General features: G+C 69.0%; 21 protein-coding genes. 14 read left to right on the top strand and 7 right to left on the bottom strand.

Annotation, left to right across the window (positions count from 1 at the left end; translation table 11 throughout):
- Positions 1-68 precede the first annotated feature (68 nt).
- Entirely contained in the window at positions 69-1,691 is a 1,623-nt protein-coding gene (locus KRR26_RS18705) for a right-handed parallel beta-helix repeat-containing protein (protein WP_217080446.1), read from the top strand.
- On the opposite strand, the gene KRR26_RS18700 is transcribed toward KRR26_RS18705, so the two are convergent.
- Together KRR26_RS18700 and KRR26_RS18695 are read right to left on the bottom strand one after the other, a co-directional pair.
- Positions 1,681-4,254, bottom strand: a complete 2,574-nt coding sequence (locus tag KRR26_RS18700; RefSeq protein WP_217080445.1) for a N,N-dimethylformamidase beta subunit family domain-containing protein — start codon at positions 4,252-4,254, stop codon at positions 1,681-1,683. The two genes, KRR26_RS18705 and KRR26_RS18700, sit on opposite strands and share 11 nt — an antisense overlap.
- A 107-nt stretch (positions 4,255-4,361) precedes the next feature.
- Entirely contained in the window at positions 4,362-5,552 is a 1,191-nt protein-coding gene (locus KRR26_RS18695; protein WP_120208604.1) for an aspartate kinase, read from the bottom strand.
- A 49-nt stretch (positions 5,553-5,601) separates the two neighbouring features.
- Here KRR26_RS18695 and KRR26_RS18690 point away from each other — a divergent pair, with 49 nt between their 5' ends.
- From KRR26_RS18690 to KRR26_RS18675, 4 genes are read left to right on the top strand one after another with little or no spacing between them, the layout of a single operon-like run.
- Entirely contained in the window at positions 5,602-6,324 is a 723-nt protein-coding gene (locus KRR26_RS18690; RefSeq protein ID WP_217080444.1) for an ABC transporter ATP-binding protein, read from the top strand.
- 39 nt (positions 6,325-6,363) lie between these two features.
- The gene (locus KRR26_RS18685) at positions 6,364-7,167 is read left to right on the top strand and encodes an ABC transporter permease (RefSeq protein WP_217080443.1); all 804 of its coding nucleotides are present in this window, start codon (positions 6,364-6,366) and stop codon (positions 7,165-7,167) included.
- A 25-nt stretch (positions 7,168-7,192) separates the two neighbouring features.
- Positions 7,193-8,770, top strand: coding sequence for a GldG family protein (locus KRR26_RS18680; protein WP_217080442.1), 1,578 nt, complete (start codon positions 7,193-7,195; stop codon positions 8,768-8,770).
- Positions 8,767-10,224: a DUF4340 domain-containing protein gene (locus KRR26_RS18675; protein WP_217080441.1), complete on the top strand. Its 1,458-nt coding sequence runs from the start codon at positions 8,767-8,769 to the stop codon at positions 10,222-10,224. Before KRR26_RS18680 ends, KRR26_RS18675 begins: the two co-directional genes overlap by 4 nt.
- A gap of 13 nt (positions 10,225-10,237) precedes the next feature.
- Here the strand turns inward: KRR26_RS18675 and KRR26_RS18670 are convergent, their stop codons facing one another.
- Complete coding sequence (locus tag KRR26_RS18670; RefSeq protein WP_120208663.1) at positions 10,238-10,942, bottom strand: metallophosphoesterase family protein; 705 nt, start codon at positions 10,940-10,942, stop codon at positions 10,238-10,240.
- Positions 10,926-11,783: a nucleotidyltransferase family protein gene (locus KRR26_RS18665; protein WP_407931724.1), complete on the bottom strand. Its 858-nt coding sequence runs from the start codon at positions 11,781-11,783 to the stop codon at positions 10,926-10,928. The genes KRR26_RS18670 and KRR26_RS18665 overlap by 17 nt, the downstream gene beginning before the upstream one ends.
- Positions 11,784-11,990: 207 nt before the next feature.
- Between KRR26_RS18665 and KRR26_RS18660 the strand changes: the two genes are divergently transcribed.
- The 8 genes from KRR26_RS18660 to rpoZ all read left to right on the top strand — a co-directional run bounded on the left by KRR26_RS18660 (position 11,991) and on the right by rpoZ (position 20,307).
- Positions 11,991-12,974, top strand: a complete 984-nt coding sequence (locus KRR26_RS18660; RefSeq protein ID WP_120208594.1) for a hypothetical protein — start codon at positions 11,991-11,993, stop codon at positions 12,972-12,974.
- A 27-nt stretch (positions 12,975-13,001) separates the two neighbouring features.
- Entirely contained in the window at positions 13,002-13,544 is a 543-nt protein-coding gene (locus KRR26_RS18655) for an RNA polymerase sigma factor (protein WP_120208592.1), read from the top strand.
- Positions 13,541-14,311, top strand: a complete 771-nt coding sequence (locus tag KRR26_RS18650) for a DUF4384 domain-containing protein (RefSeq protein WP_217080440.1) — start codon at positions 13,541-13,543, stop codon at positions 14,309-14,311. The genes KRR26_RS18655 and KRR26_RS18650 overlap by 4 nt, the downstream gene beginning before the upstream one ends.
- Positions 14,308-15,903 carry a caspase family protein gene (locus KRR26_RS18645; RefSeq protein WP_120208588.1) on the top strand — a complete coding sequence of 532 codons (1,596 nt, stop codon included), beginning with the start codon at positions 14,308-14,310 and terminating at the stop codon, positions 15,901-15,903. Before KRR26_RS18650 ends, KRR26_RS18645 begins: the two co-directional genes overlap by 4 nt.
- Positions 15,904-15,914: 11 nt before the next feature.
- Positions 15,915-16,874: a hypothetical protein gene (locus KRR26_RS18640; RefSeq protein ID WP_236068751.1), complete on the top strand. Its 960-nt coding sequence runs from the start codon at positions 15,915-15,917 to the stop codon at positions 16,872-16,874.
- 77 nt (positions 16,875-16,951) lie between these two features.
- A complete protein-coding gene (locus tag KRR26_RS18635; RefSeq protein WP_120208662.1) occupies positions 16,952-18,229 on the top strand; it encodes an AmpG family muropeptide MFS transporter in 1,278 nt (425 codons plus the stop codon).
- Between the two features lie 84 nt (positions 18,230-18,313).
- On the top strand, positions 18,314-19,951 hold the full coding sequence (gene pgm, locus KRR26_RS18630) for a phosphoglucomutase (alpha-D-glucose-1,6-bisphosphate-dependent) (protein ID WP_217080438.1): 1,638 nt from the start codon (positions 18,314-18,316) through the stop codon (positions 19,949-19,951).
- Between the two features lie 113 nt (positions 19,952-20,064).
- Entirely contained in the window at positions 20,065-20,307 is a 243-nt protein-coding gene (rpoZ, locus tag KRR26_RS18625; RefSeq protein WP_120208583.1) for a DNA-directed RNA polymerase subunit omega, read from the top strand.
- A gap of 11 nt (positions 20,308-20,318) precedes the next feature.
- Here the strand turns inward: rpoZ and KRR26_RS18620 are convergent, their stop codons facing one another.
- The 3 genes from KRR26_RS18620 to KRR26_RS18610 are packed head-to-tail and all read right to left on the bottom strand — an operon-like array spanning position 20,319 to position 22,080.
- Positions 20,319-20,789 (bottom strand): NUDIX hydrolase, encoded by a 471-nt coding sequence (locus tag KRR26_RS18620; RefSeq protein WP_120208582.1) that lies wholly within the window; start codon positions 20,787-20,789, stop codon positions 20,319-20,321.
- Between the two features lie 37 nt (positions 20,790-20,826).
- Positions 20,827-21,474 carry a hypothetical protein gene (locus KRR26_RS18615; protein ID WP_120208580.1) on the bottom strand — a complete coding sequence of 216 codons (648 nt, stop codon included), beginning with the start codon at positions 21,472-21,474 and terminating at the stop codon, positions 20,827-20,829.
- Between the two features lie 9 nt (positions 21,475-21,483).
- Positions 21,484-22,080, bottom strand: coding sequence for a hypothetical protein (locus KRR26_RS18610; RefSeq protein ID WP_199723860.1), 597 nt, complete (start codon positions 22,078-22,080; stop codon positions 21,484-21,486).
- Between the two features lie 390 nt (positions 22,081-22,470).
- On the opposite strand from KRR26_RS18610, the gene groES reads away from it, so the two are divergent.
- Positions 22,471-22,761, top strand: a complete 291-nt coding sequence (gene groES / locus KRR26_RS18605; protein WP_002640434.1) for a co-chaperone GroES — start codon at positions 22,471-22,473, stop codon at positions 22,759-22,761.
- Positions 22,762-22,774: the final 13 nt, after the last annotated feature.

The following is a 22,774-nucleotide window of genomic DNA, read 5'->3' as shown; positions in this document are numbered from 1 at the left end:
CGACAGGCAGAATAGCGCTCGTCCCCCGAAGCGTTCTCGGCTCCGCTCAAAAAGGAGGAGCCGAACCGATGTCGACGCTGCGAAGCCTGTACCTCACCGGCGCGCTCTGTCTCACCCTCGTGGGGTGTGGCCAACGAAAGGATTCCGAGACTCGCGCCACCCCGACCCCGGGCAACAAGGAGTCTCCCCTCCCCTCGCCTTCCCCCACCGTCCCGGTCACGCCGCCGGTGACCACCACGCCGACGCCGCCCCCCGAGACGCCGCCGCCCGTGGTCACGCCGGAAGTTCCCGCCGAGCCTCAGCCACAATACGCCCACGAGTGGTACGTCAGCCCCTCGGGCAATGACAGCGCCTCCGGCACGCGCGCGGCCCCGCTGCGCACCATCTCCAAGGCGCTCTCGGTCGTGGGCGCGGGCGACATCATCCGCGTCCAGTCCGGGACGTACGCCGAGCAGTTGCTCATCGACGACTCGGTGGCCGCCGGCACGAAGGACGCCCGCATCACGCTGCGCGGCGAAGGCAGTCCCCACATCGTCCCCGTCTCGGGGCCGTGGGCGATGATGCAAGTCAAGCGCCCCTACTGGACCATCGAGGGCTTCGACATCGATGGGAAGAGCCAGCGCCAGGTCGCCGTGGCCTTCAGCGGAAACACCGAGGGCACGCTCCTGACGGGCAATGACATCCACCACGGGTCATTCGGCAGTGGCGTGAGCACCGATGGCGGCGCCCACGGCATCACCATCGAGAAGAACACCATCCACCACTTCAGTCGCGACAACGACGACTCGCACGGCATCGTCATCACCCCGACGTCGCGCGACATCACCGTGCGCGACAACGACATCCACGACAACTCCGGCGACTCCGTGCAGTGCCTGGGGCCCGAGGGCTTCAGCAATGACACGCCCGCGCAGGGCGTGCTCATCGAGAACAACCACCTGCACGACAACCGCGAGAACGCGACGGACATCAAGACGTGTCACGACGTCACCGTGCGCGGCAATCGCATGCACGGGTTCCGCAACTCCACCACCTCGAGGGGCGAGGCCGTCGTGGTGCACTACTCGGCCAAGAACGTCGTGGTGGAGAACAACGACATCTCCGACACGTCCATCGGCGTCGCGGTGGGTGGCAACCGCGTGGGCCCGCCACCCAACAACATCCGGGTGCAGCGCAATCGCATCCACGGCGTGGTGGCCCCCGAGGGCTCGGCCATCCGCATCGAGAACGGCACCGACGTGCGCGTGCTGAACAACACCGTCACCGACGTCGAGGGCTTCGCGCTCGTGGTGGGCCATGGCACCGGCGGTGCCTCCACCAACGTCACCGCGCGCAACAACATCTTCGCCGCGCGCAACGCGATGAGCCTGGGTGGGCAGGCGCCGGGCCTGAAGCTCGACAACAACCTGTATGCGCAAGGCGCCAACTTCTCCACCGCCAGCTTCTTCGTCCCTGGCGCGGATTGGGTGGGCCAGTCGCTGACCGTGTGGAAGCAGTCCGGGCAGGACGCGAGCTCGCGCGAGGGCGGGACGGCCCTGGCCGATACCACCACCCTGGCCCCGGGCCCGAGCGCGGTGGATCAGGGCGTGGACGTGGGGCTGCCCTTCTGCGGCGCGGCGCCCGACCTCGGCGCGGTCGAGTCGGGCTGCGCCACCACCGCGACGAGCACCGTCGCGGGCGTCACGGAGTGATGGCGCGCACCAGCGCGTTGCCCGCATCGGCGACGTAGAGCGTGCCGTCCGGGCCCAGTGCGAGGCCGGCGGGGAGGACGAGGCTTGCGTCTCCCCCCGGCCCGCCGCCAAAGCCATAGCGTCCGGTGCCCGCCAGCGTCGTCAGGCGATCCGGTGCGCCCTCCGAGTTGAACAGGAGCCGGCGCACCCGGTAGTTGCCCGGATCCGAGATCGCGAGCGAGCCGTCCTTCAGCAGCGCGATGCCCAGGTAGGGCATGAGCTGCGCGGAGGACGCCGGACCCTCCTGGTAGCCCGGCACGCTCCCGGTCATCACCGTGGTCGCGCCTCCCCGCAGGCGCACCACGCGGGACATGCCCGACTCCACCACATACAGCGTGCCATCCGAGGCCGCTGTCACCGCGGACGGGCGATAGAGCCAATCGCCGCCTACGGTCGACACGAGGTGCTCGGAGGTCGTCATGTCGATGCGGCGGATGAGGCCGTTGTTCAAATCCGCCACCAGGAGCGTGTTGCCGTCTGGCGTGAACGCGAGTCCCGCGGGCTGATTGAAGGACGCGGACCTCGCGGGTCCATCCAGCAACCCCGCCCCAGTGCCCGCAAACACCTCGCCGCGTCCCCCCGGGGTGATGCGCCGGATGACGCTGTTGTCCGAGTCGGACACGTAGATGTTCCCGGCCGCATCCACCGCGATGCCGAGCGGACCCGCGAGGTCTCCGAGCAACGTGGTCACCTCGCCCTCCGGAGAGATGCGCTTCACCGCGTTCGCCAGTCCATCCACCACCGCCCAGCCGCCACCGGGCAACACCGCCACCGCCACCGGCGCCCCGAGCGAGTCCTCCGCGATGCGCCCGAGCGCGGTGCCGTGCCGGCCCGGCTTGCCCGCCACGGTGCGCACCTCCTTCGCGAAAGGACCGGCCGCGGATGGCGTCACGGGCGGCTGGAACTGCACCAGGGCCTCCGGCACGGTGTGCCCCATGGCGCGGAACAGCACGTTGGCCACGATGCGCCCCGCCCTCGCATCGGGCTGGCGCTCGGGCGTCCCCGCCAGCTTCTGCGCGAAGTCGATGCCTCCCGCGGAGAAGACGTAGGCGCGGCCCTGCTGGCGCACCACCATGTGCGAGTATCCGAAGGCACCCTGCAAGGACAGGGCGGGAGACTCAGAGAGCACTTCCACGCCCTCGGGCTCGAAGCCGTTGTCCACGCGCTGATCCAACTCATAGCCGCTGGACATCCAGAGCGTGTCTCCCGTCTTGAGGCCCGTGCCCGCCAGCGCCCAGTGGTTGGGCGCGGTGATGACCGCGGGGAAGGACCACTGATGCCACCGGCTGTTGAACATCACACCAAACAGGCCGTTCTCGGGACGCGGCTTGGGCAGCTCGCGGAACTTCACCGTGCGCCGCTGATCCTTGAACGGATCGCTGTCATGGCCCTTGAAGCACGTGACGATGCGCCGGGGTCGGCCATCGCGCGCGGCGTCCATCCGCACCTGCCAGTACCCATTGTTCGCGCCCAGGTTGATGAGCGAGCGCCCCTCCGCCAGGGCCTGGTCCGCGAAGTCTCGCTGACGGCTGGACCAGTACTCGTCATGCCCTGACAGCATGAGGACCCTGGCGCCGCTCAAGAAGTCATAGCCCGCGTCCATGTCCTCGTCGGTGAAGTAGCCCACGTCCAGGCCTTGTGACTCCAGCCACGTCACCACGCTGATGTCATCCACCATCAGGTGCCCGGAGCCCTGGCCTCGCGCGAAGGGCCGGTCGTACGACGACTGGAATGCGCGCGCGACGCCCAGGTCCTTCATCACGCGGTTCTGGTCGTCATAGAGGCTGGTCCCGCCCCACGTGTTGTACGCGGCCCAAGTGGCGGTGGGGATGATCAGCGCCACCTCGGGGCGCGGGTTGGCGTCACGCACCACGAAGGGCACGTAGCGCTGGAACGTGTCCTCGCGCACGAGCTTCACGACATACACGCCGCGCACCCAGTCCTCCTTCACGGGCAGCTCCAGCGTGGGCGTCCAGGTGCAAGCAATGACACCCGTGGCGCGCTCGACGGGACAGTCCGGCTGGCGGATGCCCTGCACATGGCTGCCCCGGGCCACTTCGCGCGCGCCCGCGCCGCCGTAGTAGCCCAGCCGGTACACGTACCAACTGAACTCCTTGGGATCGGACAGCGAGACCGCGACGCGCAGCGTGTCCCCTTGCGTCACCGAGGTCTCCAACGCGTAGCCTTCAATCTCCCGGTTGTTGGCGGTGTGCATGAGCCGCCACGCGGTGGTCCCAGGGCGCTTGTTCTCCTGGCGCACCGCGTCCGCGTCGCGATCGGGCAATGGTCCTGCGTCCGGGTCCCCCGTGCCGCCATCCGGCCCCCCCGATTCATTGGGCCAGGTGCCTCCATCCGGAGGCTCCGGAGGCCCGCCGTCCGAGCCTCCACTCACGGGGGGTTCGTCATGGCGATCCCCAGGCGGATGGACGGCGGGCGACGAGTTCGAGGCCTTGCATCCGGCCATGCCCATGGCCATACAGGCCAGCACGCACGCGGTCGCGACCCAACGGCCAGCCCATCCCATGAGAGGACCCTCCGTCCCCAGCGTTCAGTGGCGGAGGGTAGGCACGCCCGAACAGAAAGAAAGCCTCCTGCTCGGGACGGAGAATCAATTCCAACACTTCCGGCGCATCACGCGCCGAGCAGCTCGCGATGCAGCCGCGCCGTCAGCGGCTTCAGGTGCGTCTTCTCCACGAGCAACGTGAGCTGCAACGGCGACGTGTGCAGCGCGAACACGCGCGCGCCCAAGTCCTGCGCCGCGCCCAGCGAGCGCCGCAAGGGCGCCCAGTCCGCGTTGAGGCCCACGCCCACGCAGGTGACGGTGCCGAGTTCGTCACGCCACGCCACGCCGTCACCGAAGCGCGTGCCGAGCTCGCGCCGCAGCGCCTCTGGTCCGTGCACGTCCGCCAGGGGAATCACGAGGAAGGTGCGCGAGGAGCCCTCCAGCCCGTCATGGCCCAGCGAACGACCGCGCACCCCTCTGGCGTCGAGGAACTCCAGCAGCTCCGCCAGCGGTACGTTCGCGGCGACGGAGAGCACCATCATCTCGGCCTCGGACGTCACGCCCTTCACGCGCGGATCCGACGGCACCGTCAACTCGCGAACCGCCGTGCCCGTGCCCTGCCCGTGCGCGGTGCGCGCCAGGATGGTGATGCCGCGCGCCTTGGCCCACTCGACGGCCTGCGCGTTGAGCACCTTGGCGCCCGCGCTGGCCAGCTCCTGCATCTCGTCGTAGCCCAGGGACTCCAACTTGCGCGCGTCCGGGACCACGCGGGGATCCGCGCTGAAGATGCCGTCCACGTCCGAGTAGATTTCGCACGACTCCGCGTCCAGCGCCGCCGCCAACGCCACCGCCGTGGTGTCCGAGCCGCCGCGCCCCAGCGTCGTCACTTCCTTCTTGAAGGACACGCCCTGGTAGCCCGCGACGATGACGACCTTGCCGCGCCCCAGCTCGTCCTGGATGCGATAGGGACGCACCTCGACGATGCGCGCCTGGGCATGCGCGTCCGTGGTGATGATGCCGCTCTGGCTGCCGGTGAAGCTGATGGCCTCCACCCCCATCTCCTGGAGCGCCATGGACAGCACCGCCATGGAGATGCGCTCGCCACAGGTGAGGAGCATGTCCAGCTCGCGCCGGGGGGGATCCGCCGACACCTGCTTGGCCAGGGACAACAGCTCGTCGGTGGTGTCGCCCATCGCGCTCACCACCACCACCACCTGATAGCCGGCGTCGCGCTTCTCCTTCACGCGCCGCGCGACCTTGCGAATCTTCTCCACGTCAGCGACCGACGAGCCGCCGTACTTCTGCACCACGATTGGCATCAACGCCTCCCCGCCCATTGTAAGGTCCCATCTTATGAGCGAAGGACCGATGATCGAGGTACGCCAGCTCACCCGGCGCTACCGCGACCGAGTGGCCATCGAAGACCTCTCTTTCTCCGTGCGAGAGGGAGAAATCCTTGGATTCCTCGGGCCCAACGGCGCGGGCAAGTCCACCACGATGAAGATTCTCACCGGATTCCTGCCCCCATCGGCGGGCAGCGTGAAGGTGGGTGGGTTTGACGTGGTGACGCAGCCGATGGAGGTGAAGCGGCGCATCGGATACCTGCCGGAGACCCCGCCGCTCTATCCAGAGCTGACGGTGCACGGCTACCTGAAGTTCGTCGCGCAGCTCAAGGGCCTGCCCGGCCGAGGGCTCCAGGCCGAGGTCGAGCGCGTGGCGGGCCTCACCGGTGTGGGGCACGTGCTCGCGCGCGGCCTCCAGCACTTGTCGAAGGGCTACAAGCAGCGCGTGGGCATCGCGCAGGCGCTGCTCGGCTCACCGCCCGTGCTCATCCTGGACGAGCCCACCGAAGGGCTGGACCCCACCCAGCGCGCCGAGGTGCGCGCGCTCATCAAGAGCCTCGCGGGCCGGCACACCGTCATCCTCTCCACGCACATCCTCCCGGAGGTGACGATGACCTGCGAGAAGGTGCTCATCCTCAACCAGGGGAAGAAGGTCGCCTACGACGACCTCCGCTCGCTGACCGCCGCGCATGGACACGCCGAGCACACGTCGCTGGAAGAAGTCTTCATCAAGCTGACCGCCGCCTGACGCGGGCGCCCTTCCCTCTTCTCGACAAGGACCTCGCGCATGCGCACCGCTCTGGCGATTGCTCGCAAGGAACTGACCATCTCCTTCACCACCCCATGGGTCTACGTCGTGCTGGCGGCGATGGCGGCCCTCTCGTCGTTCTTCTTCGTGGGCCTGCTCGAGACCTTCCAGCAGGTGCAGGACCTGGCCCGAGAGCAGGGCTGGGAGCGGCTGCCGCCGGACTCGGTCGTCTATCGCAACCTCACGGACGGCGTGGTGGTGCAGCTCTGGGGTGTCGTCCTCATCATCACGTTGTTCGTCGCGCCGTTCCTCTCCATGCGGCTGTTCGCGGAGGAGAAGCGCAACAAGACGTTCGAGCTGCTGATGACCGCGCCCGTGCGTCCGCTCGACATCGTGCTGGGCAAGTACCTGGGCGGGCTGGGCGTGATGGGCGCCACGCTGGGCCTCACGCTTGCCTTCCCGCTGTTGCTCACGGCCTTCAATCAGGGTGAGGAGGGACAGGCGCTGGAGTGGACCACCGTGCTGCTGGGCTACGGCGGCCTGCTGCTCTGGGGCGCCACGTGCATGGCGGTGGGCATGGTCCTGTCCGCGCTGACGGAGAGCCAGATGGTGGCGGCCTTCCTCACCTTCGCGGTGCTGCTGCCGTGGATGCTGCTGCGCGGACTGACGCGCACCTTCGAGGAGCCGCTGCGCTCGGTGGTGAGCTACCTGTCCTTCGACACGCAATTGGAGGGGTTGCTCCAGGGCGTGGTGGATGTCCGAGCCCTGGTGTTCTTCGCCTCGGTCATCGTGTTCTCACTGCTGCTGACCCACCGCGCGGTGGAAGCCCAGCGCTGGATGTGACGGGCCTCCGGCCTCGAAGGGAATCATGAGACTGGCTTCCATCGGAAGATTCCTGGGTGCGTTTGGACTGCTGCTCGTGCTGACCAGTCCCCTTCCCCTGCTGCTCGGCGCGGGCAGCGGGCTCGCCGCCGCGTGCAAGGGCGGAGTCGGCCTGCTGTTCCTGGGCATCGCGTACGCGCTTCAGCGCTCGCTCTTCACGCAGCTCGTCACGGTTCGCTGGGGCGCGTTCGCGGTGCGAAGCGTGCTTGGGGTGACGGCCGTGCTTGTCGGGCTGGTGGCGCTCAACGTGCTGGTGTTTCGCCATGGCCCCCGCTGGGACCTGACGCAAGACCGGCTCTTCACGCTCGCGCCCCAGACGCACACGACGCTCGCGGCGCTCCCGGACAAGGTGACGGCCATCGGGCTGCTCCCGCCGAATGATCCGTCCTACGACGCGCTGGAGGCGCTGTTCCGGCGCTATCACGAGGAGGCGCCCGAGCGCTTCGACTTCACGTTCAAGGATCCGGGCCGCAACCCCGAGTTCGCCACGCGCTTTCAGCTCAAGGCAGGACAGACCACGGTGATGCTGGTGCGCGGCGAGGGCGCGAAGGAGTCACGACTCGCGCTCCACGGCGTCTCCGAGCAGGAGCTGACCAACGCCCTCATCCAGTTGAGCGCGGTGGGCACGCGCAAGGCGTACTTCCTCACCGGCCACGCCGAGTGGCCGCTGGAGCGACAGCCCTCGGCGCGAGGCGACGGACCGGGCGACGGACTGGCGGAGTTGGGACATCAGCTCGCGGCGGAGGGCTACACCGCCGAGTCGCTCAACCTCGCCGGCCAGAAGCAGGTTCCGCGAGACGCCGCGCTCGTCATCATCGCGGGCGCGAAGACGCGCTATACCGCGCCGGAGATCGACGCGCTCCAGGCCTACCTCGCCGAGGGCGGGCGCATGCTGTACTTCGCCGAGGCGGCCGTCTCCGACGGGCTCGACTCGCTGCTCTCGGACTATGGCGTGGCGCTCGACGAGGGCATCGTGGCGGACACGCAGTTCAACGCGGGCAACCCCTACGTCCTCGTCTCCAAGTTCTACAGCGAGCACGCCATCGGCAAGCCGCTGCTGACCCGCGCGCTGAACATCGAGCTGGTCACCGCGCGCAGCTTCTCCCTGCTCCGCACGGGCACGCTGCCGGGCGTACACGTGGAGCCCGTGGTCCTCTCCTCCCCCTACGCTTGGGTGGAGACCCACCCGGCCGAGGACGCCACGCCCACCGATGGCGAGAAGACGGGACAGCTCACGCTCGTGGCGGCCAGCACCCGGCCCACCCGGGACGCGAGCGCGAAGCGCAGCGACGAGGCGCGCCTCGTGGTGGTGGGGGACTCGGAGCTCATCCTCGATCCCAACTGGGGACATGAGCCCAATCGAAACCTGGTGATGAACTCGCTGGCCTGGGCGAGCACGCAAATAGAGAAGATCACCCTTCGCCCTCCGGACCGCGCCGTCTCCACCTTGAAGCTGAGCCCAGACGTCATTGACGCCGTGCGCCTGGTGGCCATGGACCTCCTGCCCTTGTCGCTCCTCGGACTGGGCCTCGCGGTCTGGCTCGCGCGTCGGGAGCAGGCATGAGACGGGAGTTCGCCCTCATCCTCGCGGGGCTGGGACTCACCGCTTGCAAGCCCGGTGCGGACACGTCGCGGGCGAACCATGCGCCCGCCGCGTTCGCCTCCGCGCCGACGCCTGATTCGGCCGCCCCCGCGCAGAGTCCTCCCGCGCTCTCCTTCACGCGGCTCACGGTGAAGGCCCATGGCACAACCACGGAGTTGGTGAAGGACGCGGCGGGCTGGCGCATCACCGCACCCGTGGAGGCTCCGGCGGACTCGGCCACGGTGGAGGCGCTGCTTCGGCAGCTCGCGACCGCGAAGCCCAAGGCCACCGTGAAGCAGCACCCCTCCGAGGCGGAGCTGCGCCAGTACGGCCTCGCGCCCCCTGTCTTCGAGGTCGAGGCCCAGGGCTTCGAGTCGAACGAGCCTGCTCATGCGCGCACCGTCAAGCTGTCCGGAGGGAATGAGAACCCCTTCGACGCCTCGGTGTACCTGCGGCGAGACGGTGACCCCACGGTGTACTCGGCCGATGGCACCGCGCGCGTGGCGCTCGACCAGAGCACCTATGCGCTGCGCAGCAAGGATGTCCTGGGGCCGCTCGCGGAGCCACGACTCGGCACGGTCACCGTCACGACTCGCACGCGGACGTATGTCCTGGAGCGCGCGGCGGACGGCTCGGCGTGGAAGCTGGTGAAGCCCGTGACGGCCCGCGTGGAGACGACGCGCGTGGCGAAGCTCCTCTCCTCGTTCGTGGGGCAGACCGCGCTCGCCTTCCCGGACGACACCGCGGAGGGCCGTCGCGCGCTGGGTCTGGAGAAGCCCGAGGTGGACGCGCGGTTCGTGCCCCTTACGGGCGAGCCCGTGCGGATCCGCTTGGGCCGTTCAGTCGCGGCCGGCGACTCCCGCACGGTGGCGCTCCGAGAGGAAGGCTCGCGCGCGGTGCTCGCCGAAGTCCCGGATCAGGCCCGAGCACTGCTCGACCTCGACCCCACGGAGCTGAAGGACCGGCATGTGCTCGTGTTCCGACGCGAGGACGTGCGGCGCGTGAGCATCACCCCGGGCGATGGAGCGCCTGCGTTCGCCCTCGTGCGCGCCGCCGAGGCACGCGAAGGATGGACACTGGAGGGACCGTCTCCACAGCCCGTCCAACACTTCCGCGTCCTCTCCATCCTCGGACGACTGGGTGCGCTTCGCGCCACCGCATCGCAAGCGCTCCAGGGCAAGGCCTGGCAGACGTATGGCGTGCGTGACACCGCGCGCGGCGTCGCGCTCCAGGACGCGGCGGGACACGAGCTGGCTCGACTCTCCATCGGGGACGCGGTCCCCCACCAAGCCGAGTCGCGCTATGCGCGCGGCTCCGGGCCGGACGTGCTGGAGATTCCCGCGCTCGCGGTGGACGAGCTGCCCTGGCGCCCTGACGACGTGCGGGCCCCCGCCACGCCCGAGGACGCCGCGCCCTCGGAGCCCCCCGAGCCGTAAGCGCGTTTGCGACTCAGACCTCCAACACCACGAAGCGCTGCTCCGGCGTGTACTTGGCCAGCAGCGGCATGGCCACGTTGTAGACGGGGATGCCGCTCTTGGTGCGGCCCTCGCGTGAGCCGTGATGCGCGTGGCCGTGAAAGACATACGCCGCGCCGTAATGGTCGATGGGCATCGACAGGCGACTGGTGCCGAGGAACGGACGGATCTCCACGTTCTCGCCCTCCAGCGTCTCGGGGATGGGGGCGTAGTGCATGATGACCACGCGCTGAGGCGTGTCGAGGTGACTCAGGGCCGCCTCCAGCTTGAGGGACTCGGAGACGGCCTCTTGCACGAAGGCCTTGGTCTGCGGCTCGCCAAAGGCTTGCAGCGTCGCGTTGCCAAATCCTCCGGCGAAGCCCTTCACTCCCGCGACCCCCAGCGCCTTCTCGAAGATGAAGTGGTCACCATCCAGGACGTGCACGCCCACCTTGGCCAGCTCGCCGCAGATCTCCTTCACCTGGCCGTGCTCGTAGTCATGATTGCCGAGCACCGCGGCGCACGGGACGCGCAACGCGGACAGCTCCTCGGCCAGCACGAGCCCCTCTTCGAGCATCCCGCGGTCGGTGAGGTCGCCGCACAGCAGCAGGAGATCCGCGGCGGCGTTCACCTGCTTGACGAGCAGCCGGAAGCGCCCGTGGTGGTCCTCGCGACAATGCAGGTCACCGACCGCTGCCAGCCGAATTCTCGAGTTCGGGTCTCGCGCCACGCTCGTCCCCCAGTTCTCGTTCGTTCTCGTCCCAGGCCCGGCCGTCGCGGAAGCCCCAGTGGTGGATGTCCACGTGGTAGTTCACCCGCGACACGAGGTTGCCTCGGCACAGCTTGTCGTCCCAGCCTCCATCTCGGATGGACTGGAGCGTGCGCCCCACCAGCTCCGCCATCACCCAATCCGGAATGATGTCGCGCTCGGAGGGGTACGCGAACCGGAACATCATCAGGTGACTGAGCAGCACCTCCCAGTATCGATCGAAGCGCCGCAGCAGCCGCTCCCAGTCCAGCGTCGGGCCGGCCTTGAGCAGCAGGTGATTGACGTCCGCGCCGTCATAGCGCTCGCGCTCGTTGACGAAGGCCTTGGACCAGATCATCTCCTCGGCGGGCGCCACCAGACAGTCATGCCCGAAGACGCGAGCCACGCGCGCGTGCGCGAACCACGCGTCGTCCACCACGGCCACGCCGTTCCCGGACGAGAAGATGAAGTCGACGAAGTACTCGCCCTTGAAGGCCTTGTAGAGCCAGACCTCGTCCGTGCGTTCGGTGCGCCAGCCGTCCTTCTCCAGGATGGACAGCGCGCGCTCCGCGTCCACCTTGCGAGGAAAGAGGTCCAGATCCTTCGTGTCCCGGTAGATGCCGGTATAGGTGGCATAGGCATACGCGCCGCCCACCACGAACGGCACCCCGGCATCGAGCAGCAGCCCGACCGCCTCGGCCCGGGCGTTGATCTCGTCGGGAGTCCGGGCCTGCTCGGCCAGCGCGGCATCCGTCCCCATCTCCCCCGGGTGGTTTGGGTGTCGTTTATCCATGGCGGAAAGGTAGGGATGACTCGATCCGGCGGTCGGGCGAGCGGGCGAGGGCGGCTGGAGGGCGGGCAAGCGGACCCCAACCCCTTGTTTTCAGGGCGCGGCGACCGAGGAAAATGAGCCGCTTTCTGTTTTCGGCGACCGCTGTGTCCATTGGGGCGAACTCGTCATGCACGGCCCGCCGGGGGCCGGCGAGAGGACGCCGAAACCATGCTGCGCAAGAGCCTGCTGTGTGCCGCCCTGCTGTTCGCCGGTTGTGACTCCGCTTCGAAGAACGATGAGGAGTCGTTCAAGGACGGTCTCCCCGCCAAGGAGATGGTCGACGTGAAGTCGCCCGGCACGACGGGGCAGGGCCTCACCTCCGCCTCGGCCTCGGGCCAGACTTCGGAGTACTACCAGCTCACCCTCGCCGCGACCGCGACGGTCAACGGCGGGACGCGCTGGGTGTTGGACCTCATCGCCGACATCACCGTGAACGCGCCCTCGTCGATCAGCGACACGCAGGCGGTCTGGGGCCCCTTCACCGGCGCGCTGAGCCCCACCACGTACAAGCTCACCGTCACCAAGACGGGCGACCTGACGTACTCGTGGGTGCTGGAGGGCAAGGCCAAGAGCGACGCGGACTCCGGCTACAAGGTCGTCCTCTCGGGCTCGCAGACGGTGGTGCTGGATGCGACCGGCCACCGCGCTCGCGGCTATGGCTCCGGCAGCATCCTCATCGACTGGGATGTGGCGCGCACGCTGCCCAATGGCAACCAGAAGGACCTGGGCACGGCGGAGATCGACTACTCGCGGCTGAGCGACACGTCGGGCACCACGGTGGACGCGCACTTCCGCAAGGTGCGTGACAACGATTCCCAGGACGTGCGCGTGGACGCGGACTACCACTACAAGGCCACGCCGGGCGCGGGCGGTGAGTTCGACTACGTGCTCAACAAGAACATCGACATCGACCCGACGCGCACGAAGCTGGAGCAGCTCGCCATCAAGAGCCGCTGGGCGAACCTGGGCAACGGCCGCACGGACATCAAGCTGTCGGGCGGCGACCTCTCCGGTCAGGCCACGGTGAGCGAGTGCTGGAACACCGACTTCAAGAGCACCTACTTCCGCTTCAGCCTGGAGCTCGCCGCGCGCTACGGCACCGAGGCGGCGGACTGCGGCGCGTTCACCTCGCCGGTCTACTCCTCACCGTGAGGCCACTCGCGGTAGGCTGACGGGCGCGTGACGGGTACGAGCCAGCCGATCCTCCGGGTCATCGAAGGGGGTGCCTCCCAGGATCGGCGCGCCTTCCTGCGCGAGCTCTATTCCAAGTACGGCGGCAGCGTGCAGGAGCGCTGCCGCTACTTGCTCAAGGACGCGATCAAGGCCGAGGACGCGATGCAGGACGTCTTCGCCCGCGCGCTGTCCCACAGTGAGTCCTTCCGCGCCGAGGCCTCGCCGTTGACGTGGTTGATGAAGATCGCCACGCACCAGTGCCTCAATCAGTTGCGCTCCGAGGGTGCCGCGTGGCGACGCTGGTTCGAGCGTGACGCGGCGGCCCGGCCCGAGGGACATGGTGGGCCGGAGGCGATGGAGACGCGGGTGTTGGTGCGGCGGCTGCTGGCGCGAGTGGACGCGGAGACGCAGGCCGCCGCGATTCACTATCACGTGGATGGCATGACACTCGAAGAGGTCGCGGCGCTGCTGGGGCGCTCGGTGCCCACGGTGCGCAAGCGGTTGGAGCACTTCGCCACGCTGGGCGGAGAGGAGCTGAGGGTTCGATGAGCGCGCACGAGTCAGAGTGGACACTGCGCCGCCTGCACGCCGGGGAGCTGCCCGCCCCCGACGCCGCCCGAGCCCGGTCCCACGCGGCGGGCTGTGCCCCGTGCGCGGAGGCCCTCAAGCGCTTCGCGCAGGTGCAGTCCCAGTTCGAGGCGCACCTGCCCTTCGAGCACTTCGAGGCCGGCATCGAGCAAGCCCTGGAGCGCCAACGCGCCGAGGACCGGGCCCGCGCGAAGGCGCGTTCTCGTTGGGTGGCGCCGGTCGTCTCGCTCGCGGCCTCGGTGCTGCTGGTCGTGTTGGCCCGCCCGTTGATGCACACGGGGGCTCCGAGCAATCGCCTCAAGGGCGGCGCGGTGGCGGAGCTGCGCATCGGCGGCGGTGAGGCGCCCCAGCGCGTGGTGGACGCGAACCTCCGCGAGGCGCTGCGCCCCGGCGAGCGCGTGCGGCTGGGCTACACCGCGGACACGCATCGCTATGTCGCGGCGCTGTCCATCGACGCGACGGGCGAGGTGACAGCGCTCTACCCGGACGCAGGGGAGAGCCTGCCCGTGGAGGCCGGCGACGGAATGCACTGGCTGCCCGGCAGCCTGGAGTTCACCGGGACTGGCGCGGAGCGCGTCGTGGTGCTGCTGTCCGATGCGCCGCTCGACATGGATGCCCTGCGAGACGCGGCGCGCCGGGCCTACGCGGTTTCGGGACGAGACCTGGACCTCATGCCCGCGCTGGACGTGCCGGGAGAACAGACCCAGTGGACCTTGCTCAAGCCATGAGCACCGTCACCCAAGTGGGGCGCGCGCTCGCGCTGCTGGGCGCGCTCTGGGCCTCCGTCGCGGGCGCGGAGTCCGTGCACCGCTTCGCGCTGGTGGCCGGCAATGACGAGGGCGGAGACGGCACTCGTCCCCTGCGCTACGCGCGCGATGACGCGCGCAAGATGCATGACCTGCTGGAGCGCTTGGGCGGCGTGGCGGATGACGACATGCGCCTGTTGCTCGACGTGGGCACGCCGGACTTCCTCGCCGCGTTGGGCGAATTGGAGGCGCGGGCTCGCGCGGCGAAGGCGCGGGGTGAGCGCACGGCGTTGCTCGTCTACTACTCGGGCCATGCGAAGGACGGCGCGCTCCGGCTGGGAAACACGGGCCTGCCCTTTGAGACGCTCAAGCGGCGGCTCGCCGATGCGACCACGGACATCCGCATCGCCATCCTGGACTCGTGCCGCTCGGGGGCGCTGACTCGCACGAAGGGCGCGCGCAAGGCGCCCGCGTTCGACATCGACTCGGGTGTGGCGCGAGAGGCGCGCGGCGTGGTCATCCTCACGTCGAGCGCGGCGGACGAGGACTCGCAAGAGTCGGACGCGCTGGGCGGCAGCTACTTCTCGCACCACCTGGCCAGCGGCCTGCTGGGCGACGCGGACCGCAGTGGCGACGGACAAGTCACCCTGTTCGAGGCGTACTCGCATGCCTACGCGCGCACGGTGGCGGACACGGCCGACAGCAGCGCGGGGCCGCAGCACCCGACCTTCAGCTATGACCTCGCGGGCAACGGCGACCTGGTGCTCACGGACCTGCGAGCCAACGCCGAGGGTCTGCTCGTCCCCGTCCTGGCGCCCGCGGGCCAGTATTACTTCGTCACCCCGGGCGGACGGGTGGTCGCCGAGTTGGAGAAGTCGCAGGACCAGGAGCGGCGGGTGGCGCTCGCGCCCGGCACTTATCGTGTGAAGCGTCGCCTCACGGATCGGCTGCGCATCGGGGAGGTGGAGGTACGGCGCGGGCGAACCACCGTGTTGGAAGAGACGCGGCTGCGGGACGCGCCGTTCTCCGACGACCCCGTGAAGGGCGCGCTGGCGCTGCGAGGCGCCTGGTGGTCGCTGGGGCTCGCGGGCGGCTACCAGTCCTTCTTCGATGCCACCACGCGCCAGTCGCTGTTCCTCTCGGTGCCGCTCGTGGGCTTCGAGGCGGAGCTGCACGACTATTTCCGCCGCGATTGGGTGTGGGGCGTGGACGTGGCGCTCGGTGGAAAGCAGGCGGTGCTCACGCTGCCCACGCTGTCCGGCCCACCGTATCGCTACAGCATGGTCAACCTGGGGACGAGCCTCATCGCCGAGTGGCCCTGGGAGCGCGTGGTGCCCTTCGTGGGCGGACGGCTCGCGTACCTCATGATGCGTCGAGACTTCAGTGACGCGGCGATGCCGGATCAACACTTCAACATGCTCTCGCCCGGGCTCGTCGGCGGGGTGAGGTGGCAGCTCACGCCGCGACTGAACATCACGACGCGAGGCCGGGCCCACTACCTTCAGTACAACGTCGATGCGCAGCGCTCGCTGGGGTATTGGGAGCTGGCCGCGCTCGTGACGTACCAGCCATGAGGGCACCCGCGATGAGAACCCTGGCCCCGGCCCTGCTCTGTCTCTTCGCCGCCGCGTGCGGAGGGGACTTCTCCAACGAGGACCTGGAGTTCCTCAACGCCCTGCCCCAGCGCGAGGACCTCGCGGCCCGCCTGCCCTCCAGCAAGGAGGTCACCGGCAACGGCACCGAGACCCGCAAGGACGCGCTGGGCCTCCAACTCCTGGGGGACCTGTCCGAGCTGGCGGGAGACACGTTCAAGCAAGGCACGCAGTTCAACCAGAGCGTGGACGCGCTGCTCACGTTGTTGGAGGCCATCCGCTCGCGCCAGCCGACCGTTCGGGAGCCGCACCGGCGCGTCTGGGGCCCCTTCTCGGACAAGGACCGCCGAGGCAACGACGTGCGCTTCGTGATGGAGCGCGATGCAGACGCGTTCACCTACTCCTTGCAGTACCGCCCCTCGGGCACGGGGGACGACCAGTGGTGGACCTTCCTGCCCGGCCGCTTCCAGGCGAACGGCGGCATCCGCAAGGGCGAGGGCTCGGTGGCGCTGGATCTCAAGGAGGCCCGGGCGCATGGGTTCCTGCTCAGAGACATGGCCCTGATGGATCGCCTGGATATCGGCTACCAGACGAAGGCCCTGCCCACGCGCGTGGAGCTGGCCTTCACGGCCGTGGGGCGAACGCAGCCCGGGACGCGCTACACCTACCGCTCCGTGCCCAACGGGCCGGGAGAGATGGTGTTCCGACTGGCGGACACGGACTTGGTGCCGGGCGGGCTGCGGGAGACGTTGGACCTCACCAGCCGCTGGGCGCCGGACGGCCGAGGCATGGTGAGCGTGGACATCGTGGAGGGCGACGCGAAGGGGGCGAAGTACACCGAGTGCTGGGACATCAGCGCCCACACCACCTTCATCCAGCGCAATTGGGACTGGTTCAATCCCCCCGAGGGAGACCCCAAGAGCTGCCCTGACTTCTCCGAGCTCAACCCGTAGCCCAGGGAGCGAGCAGTCGAACATTCGCGCAAGGGGAACGTGACGGGCCGAGTGAAATCTCTATGCTCCCGGCACCCATGCCCACCCCGTCCTTCCTCTCCGTCCTGAGAAGCCCGCGCATCTGGCTGCTGCTGGCCGTCGGCTTCGCGTCGGGGCTCCCGCTGTGGCTCACCGGTGTGACGCTGTCCGCGTGGATGAAGAACGAGGGCGTGAACCTGAAGACCATTGGCGTCTTCAGCCTCGTGGCCATGCCCTACACCATCAAGGTCCTCTGGGCGCCGTTGATGGATCGCTACACGCTGCCCTTCCTGGGACGGCGGCGGGGCTGGATGCTGCTGACACAGGTGCTCCTCATGGGCGCCATCGCCGGCATGGGGCTGGTGAATCCCAAGGACTCGCCCTTCACCATGGCGCTCATGGCGCTCACGGTGACGTTCCTGTCCGCCAGCTACGACATCGTGGCGGATGCGTGGCGCACGGACATCCTCACCGTGGAGGAGCGAGGCCTGGGGAACTCGACGTACGTCACGGGCTACCGCCTGGGCATGCTGGTGGCGGGGGCTGGAGCGCTGATGCTGTCGGACCGCATCGGCTGGTCGCAGACGTACTTCCGCATGGGCCTGCTCATGGGCGTGGGCATCGTGGCCACGCTGCTGGCGCCGGAGCCCACCCAGGTGCGCCCGCCGCGCAACTTGCTGGACGCGGTGGCCCATCCCCTGGAGGACTTCTTCCGGCGGCGCTACGCCGGCGCGGTGCTGGTGTTCCTGGTGCTCTACAAGCTGGGAGACGCCATCGCGGCCAGCATGGTGACGCCCTTCTATATCGACCTCGGGTTCACCAACACGGAGATTGGCGCGCTGAGCAAGGGCCTGGGCATGGTCGCCACCATCGTCGGGGGGCTGCTCGGCGGCGTGGTGATGGTGAAGATGAGCCTCCGCCGCGCGCTCTACCTCTTCGGCATTGGACAAGGCCTCACCAACCTGGGCTTCGTCGCGCTGTCGCTGGTGGGCAAGAACGACCTGATGCTGGCCACGGCCATCACCTTGGACAACCTCTGCACGGGCCTGGGCGTGACGGCCTTCGCGGCCTTCCTGATGTCGCTGTGCCACAAGCGCTTCAGCGCGACGCAGTACGCGCTCCTGTCCGCGCTGGGCACGGTGGCCAATCGCCTCATCGGCTCCGTGTCTGGCTATCTGGCCACCTGGATGGGCTGGCCCCTGTTCTTCTCCTTCACCATGGTCGCGGCGGTGCCCGCCCTCATCCTCCTGCGGCTCATCCCCGAGGGCGCGGCCATGCCCGTCGAGGATGACCCTCCCCCCGCTCCAGATGCACCCACCCCGGCGCTGGCGCGCTGAGGGCCCTCCGCGCCTGATCAGCGGGCGACACGGCCGCGCGAGGGGGGCTCCATCCCGCACGCGGCCCGCTTAAGGTCGGGGCCCATGGCCCATCCACTCGCTGGCAAGCCCCCTCCCGCGGAGTTCCTCATCGATCCGGAGAAGCTGCGCGCGCAGTACTTCTCCGAGCGGCCGGATCCAAACGAGCCGGAGCACCGCGTGGCGTTCGGCACCTCGGGCCACCGAGGCTCGGCCGCGCGGCGCAGCTTCAACGAAGCCCACATCCTCGCGGTGACACAGGCGCTGTGCGAGTACCGCCAGCAGCAGGGCTACGACGGGCCGCTGTACCTCGGCATGGACACGCATGCCCTCTCGGAGCCCGCGCAGCGCACGGCGCTGGAGGTGCTCGCCGCGCATGGCGTGCAGGTGCGCTTCTCCGACGCCGCGACGCCCACGCCCGTCATCTCGCACGCCATCCTCACGTACAACCGAGGCCGCACCACGGGGCTCGCGGACGGCATCGTCATCACCCCGTCCCACAATCCGCCCGAGGACGGTGGCATCAAGTACAACCCGCCCAACGGTGGCCCGGCGGACACGAACGTCACGTCCCTCGTCGAGCGCCGCGCCAACGAGCTGCTCGCGCAAGGCAACGCGGGCGTCCGGCGCGTGACGTACGAGCAGGCCCGAAGCGCCGCGTCCGTGAAGGGGCACGACTTCATCACGCCCTACGTCGAGGACCTGGGCCACGTGGTGGACATGGACGTCATCCGCGGCGCCAAGCTGCGCCTGGGCGCGGATCCGTTGGGCGGATCCAATCTCCATTACTGGGCCCCCATCGCCGCGCGCTACGGCTTGGACCTCACCGTGGTGAACCCGGTGTTGGATCCGACGTTCCGGTTCATGCCGTTGGACCATGACGGGAAGATCCGCATGGACTGCTCGTCGCCGTACGCGATGACGAACCTGGTGCGGATGAAGGACCAGTATGCGCTGGCCTTCGGCAACGACGCGGACTCGGACCGGCACGGCATCGTCACGCGCAGCCAGGGGTTGATGAACCCCAATCACTATCTCGCGGTGGCCATCTCGTATCTGTTCGGGCATCGGCCCGGCTGGAGCGCCGAGGCCGCGGTGGGCAAGACACTCGTCAGCAGCAGCCTCATCGACCGGGTGGCGAAGGACTTGGGCCGCCGCGTCCTGGAGGTGCCCGTGGGCTTCAAGTGGTTCGTGCCCGGACTCCTGGATGGCTCGCTGGGCTTCGGCGGCGAGGAGAGCGCGGGCGCGTCGTTCCTGCGGCGCGACGGCACGGTGTGGACCACCGACAAGGACGGCATCATCCTGGACCTGCTCGCGGCGGAGATCCTGGCGCGCACGGGCAAGGACCCCGGCGAGCACTACCAGGCCCTGGCCTCACGGTTCGGCGCGCCGCTGTACACGCGCATCGATCAACCCGCGACGCCCGCGCAGAAGGCCGCGCTCAAGAAGCTGTCCCCGGACGCGGTGAAGGCCACCACGCTCGCCGGAGAGCCCATCCTCCAGCGCCTCACGCGCGCGCCCGGCAACAACGCGGACATCGGCGGCCTCAAGGTGACGTCCCAGAACGGCTGGTTCGCCGCGCGCCCCTCGGGCACCGAGGACGTCTACAAAATCTACGCGGAGAGCTTCCGGGACCAGGCCCACCTGGACACCATCGTCCAGGAGGCGCGCGGCATCGTCGGCGCGGCGTTCGCGGGGCGGTAGCAGGGCGCCTGTCCGCTGGGAGGCTCGCGGCGCCACGTCCTTCCTTGACTCGTCGGGGGGCCCTCTTTAGGTTTCAGCGTTTTCAGCCGCTTTTCGCCAGAGAAGGATGTTCCATGGCTCGCGTCACAGTTGAAGACTGCCTCCCCCTTGTGGACAACCGGTTCGCGCTGGTCCTCCTGGGCGCCAAGCGCGCCCGCCAGCTCATGGCCGGCGCCCGCCCCATCAGCGAGACCTCCAAGAACAAGCCCCCCGTGCTCGCCCTGCGCGAGGTGGCCACGGGCCGCGTGAAGTTCGACCGGGACGTGCGCGAGGCGCTGTCCGGCAAGTACGCGGGCGACGAGAAGAAGCAGGGTTGATCCCCGCTGTCCTACCCAGGCTCCCTCTCGGTTGGCGGGGGAGCCTCGGGCAGCAGGCCCTGCGCGCGCATCCAGCGGCTCGCCCGCCCCGCCACGGCCTTCTCGCCCTTGTAGCCCAGTGAGGACACCAATCCCTCCATGGGCACCCATCGCACTTCATCCACCTCCACGCGCGGACCGGGCAATGGCCCGAGCTCCCCTTCCTCGTAGCGGAACAGGAAGAAGTGGACGCGCTTGAAGATGCGCTGCCCCCGGAACTGGTAGACGTAGCGGATCTCTCCCAGGGGCGCGAGCAGCCCCACGGTGAGCCCCGTCTCTTCCCGGACCTCCCGCATCGCGGTCTGCTCGGGTGTCTCACCGGGGTCCACATGGCCCTTGGGCAGCGCCCACAGCTGGCGCCCGTGCGGACGGATGACCGCCACTTCCCAAGTGGGGGCACTTCCCCGGATGACGACACCTCCTGCGGATGCCTCGCGCGGCATGGACCCACCCTACCCGAAGCGAACGGCCCCGGTGCAATCAACCGCCGTGGGCGAAGTGCCGCAGCTTGGCCTCGGCCCCCAGCCGGTAGGCGTAGCGCAGGTCGCCCAGGAGTCGATCCAACCGCCTCCCGATGACGTGCCCCATGAGGCGGGAGCAGAAGCGCCGCGACAGGCGATTGGCCTCCTCGTACCGCCAGCGCTCCTGAGAGGACAGGCGCGGCGGGTAGGACACCCGGTCGAACAGCCGGCTCCGGAGTTCCCCAGCCCAGGCCTGGACGCCCTCGCCCCAGCGGTGCAGCAGGCACACCGCGAACTTGTCCACCTCCGCCTGGGCCTCCAGCTCCAACAAGGACACGGTGCGTTCGTAGTGGGCCGTGTGGGCCACGTAGAGGAAGTGGCTGACGCCCTCGGTAACCTGGCAGTAGCCATCCAGGTCCGCGTCCAGCACCTGCCCCAGCGGGCCCGCCTCGTACGGCTTGAGGCGCGCCAGCAGCGAGGGCGCCAGGTACAGGGCCAGCTCCAGCCCCTCCCCGTCCGCGTCCACGCTCACGAGCAGCTCCTCCGAGCCATGGCCACTGCCGCCCAACTGCACCGCCGCCTCGGTGTCCACCACGAAGGCCTCGGCCCTCGCCTCGCATGTGAAGCCGTAGATGGCCTCCAGATGATCCTGCAGCCGGGCAATCATCGCGCCTCCTCAGTTGGGCAAGGAGCCCTTGCGCGTGACGAGCCCGGCCTCCACCAGCACCCGCTCCAGCTTGTCGTCGCCGGTGCGAGACCAGGACTCGTAGACCTTGAGCGCCCCGCTGGGGCCCGCGCGCACCATGCCGCGCGCGGCGATCTCCTCTAGCAGCGACACCAGGGCCCGGAACTTCTCGCACAGCTCCCGGTACACCGCGGCGAAGCCCGACGCCGGCGCCAGCGCCGCCACCTGCCCGTACGCCGAGCCGCCCATCTGGATGTAGTAGTCCGGCCCCACCAGGCCGTGCTGCAGTGCCCCCGAGAAGAAGCCGGCCTTGTAGAGCGACACGTCGCCCAGGCGCCGCAGCGTGCGGATCCGCTCCTCGCGCTCCTGCTGAAGGGCCCGGTGATAGAGCAGCGCGAGCGGCTCGTGGTCCCTCCGGCCCTCCGCGTCCCGGTTGAACAGCGCGTCCGTGGCCGCGAAGTCCGACAGCAGGTTGACCAGGTAGAACTCCGCGCCCTCCGTCAGCCCCACCCGTTGACGGGCCAGGACCTCGTCCAGCAACGACTTGAAGAATTCCTTCAGGGAAGAGGAAGCCACCAGTCCACTCATCGACACCTCCAAGCCTCCCGCAACGCTAGCAACAGGCCTGGAGCACAGCAAAAGGCACCCTGAGTGATTCCAATGGGTTACGCTGGCACTCGCCACCTCCGAGTGCCAATTCGGAGCGGGCGCGGCGGGGGTTGAAGCGCGCGGACACACTGGGCCCGAGTGGCCCAAAAGCGCAACGACGTCAGGTGTTTAGCGCTGCACGGAACGGTGCCCCGTCGTCGCTTGACGGGTCAAAGACCCTGGTTATTATCCCGCGCGCTCAGGCATTAGCACTCGGGTGGTTCGAGTGCTAATGCCGCGGGTCGTCACGACCCTTCGTCAACCCCCCACCGGCGCACCGACCGGCACCTGCCGGAACGGGCGTCCTTCTCGTGGAGCAAGGAGCAACTCATGAAGATTCGTCCCCTGCAGGATCGGCTCATCGTCAAGCGCGTCGCCGAGGAGAACAAGACCAAGGGCGGCCTCTTCATCCCGGACACCGCCAAGGAGAAGCCCCTCGAGGGCAAGGTGATCGCCGTCGGTAACGGCAAGGTGCAGGAGGACGGCAAGGTTCGTCCCCTCGACATCAAGGCGGGCGACACCATCCTCTTCAGCAAGTACGCCGGGACGGAGATCAAGCTGGACGGCGAGGAGCACCTCATCCTCCGCGAGGAGGATGTGCTCGGCGTGATCGAGAAGTAGTCCGGCCTTCCCA

Origin of the sequence: Citreicoccus inhibens (assembly GCF_019039035.1) — a bacterium.
Lineage (GTDB): Bacteria > Myxococcota > Myxococcia > Myxococcales > Myxococcaceae > Citreicoccus > Citreicoccus inhibens.
This window is presented reverse-complemented; position numbering and strand designations above follow the sequence as displayed.

What these genes read in the sequence shown, in the direction of transcription:
- KRR26_RS18705 (WP_217080446.1), top strand. Translation starts at nt 69, where the DNA reads ATGTCGACGCTGCGAAGCCTGTACCTCACCGGCGCGCTCTGTCTCACC.
- KRR26_RS18700 (WP_217080445.1), bottom strand. Translation starts at nt 4,254, where the DNA reads ATGGGATGGGCTGGCCGTTGGGTCGCGACCGCGTGCGTGCTGGCCTGT.
- KRR26_RS18695 (WP_120208604.1), bottom strand. Translation starts at nt 5,552, where the DNA reads ATGCCAATCGTGGTGCAGAAGTACGGCGGCTCGTCGGTCGCTGACGTG.
- KRR26_RS18690 (WP_217080444.1), top strand. Translation starts at nt 5,602, where the DNA reads ATGATCGAGGTACGCCAGCTCACCCGGCGCTACCGCGACCGAGTGGCC.
- KRR26_RS18685 (WP_217080443.1), top strand. Translation starts at nt 6,364, where the DNA reads ATGCGCACCGCTCTGGCGATTGCTCGCAAGGAACTGACCATCTCCTTC.
- KRR26_RS18680 (WP_217080442.1), top strand. Translation starts at nt 7,193, where the DNA reads ATGAGACTGGCTTCCATCGGAAGATTCCTGGGTGCGTTTGGACTGCTG.
- KRR26_RS18675 (WP_217080441.1), top strand. Translation starts at nt 8,767, where the DNA reads ATGAGACGGGAGTTCGCCCTCATCCTCGCGGGGCTGGGACTCACCGCT.
- KRR26_RS18665 (WP_407931724.1), bottom strand. Translation starts at nt 11,783, where the DNA reads ATGGATAAACGACACCCAAACCACCCGGGGGAGATGGGGACGGATGCC.
- KRR26_RS18660 (WP_120208594.1), top strand. Translation starts at nt 11,991, where the DNA reads ATGCTGCGCAAGAGCCTGCTGTGTGCCGCCCTGCTGTTCGCCGGTTGT.
- KRR26_RS18650 (WP_217080440.1), top strand. Translation starts at nt 13,541, where the DNA reads ATGAGCGCGCACGAGTCAGAGTGGACACTGCGCCGCCTGCACGCCGGG.
- KRR26_RS18645 (WP_120208588.1), top strand. Translation starts at nt 14,308, where the DNA reads ATGAGCACCGTCACCCAAGTGGGGCGCGCGCTCGCGCTGCTGGGCGCG.
- KRR26_RS18640 (WP_236068751.1), top strand. Translation starts at nt 15,915, where the DNA reads ATGAGAACCCTGGCCCCGGCCCTGCTCTGTCTCTTCGCCGCCGCGTGC.
- KRR26_RS18635 (WP_120208662.1), top strand. Translation starts at nt 16,952, where the DNA reads ATGCCCACCCCGTCCTTCCTCTCCGTCCTGAGAAGCCCGCGCATCTGG.
- pgm (WP_217080438.1), top strand. Translation starts at nt 18,314, where the DNA reads ATGGCCCATCCACTCGCTGGCAAGCCCCCTCCCGCGGAGTTCCTCATC.
- rpoZ (WP_120208583.1), top strand. Translation starts at nt 20,065, where the DNA reads ATGGCTCGCGTCACAGTTGAAGACTGCCTCCCCCTTGTGGACAACCGG.
- KRR26_RS18620 (WP_120208582.1), bottom strand. Translation starts at nt 20,789, where the DNA reads ATGCCGCGCGAGGCATCCGCAGGAGGTGTCGTCATCCGGGGAAGTGCC.
- KRR26_RS18615 (WP_120208580.1), bottom strand. Translation starts at nt 21,474, where the DNA reads ATGATTGCCCGGCTGCAGGATCATCTGGAGGCCATCTACGGCTTCACA.
- KRR26_RS18610 (WP_199723860.1), bottom strand. Translation starts at nt 22,080, where the DNA reads ATGAGTGGACTGGTGGCTTCCTCTTCCCTGAAGGAATTCTTCAAGTCG.
- groES (WP_002640434.1), top strand. Translation starts at nt 22,471, where the DNA reads ATGAAGATTCGTCCCCTGCAGGATCGGCTCATCGTCAAGCGCGTCGCC.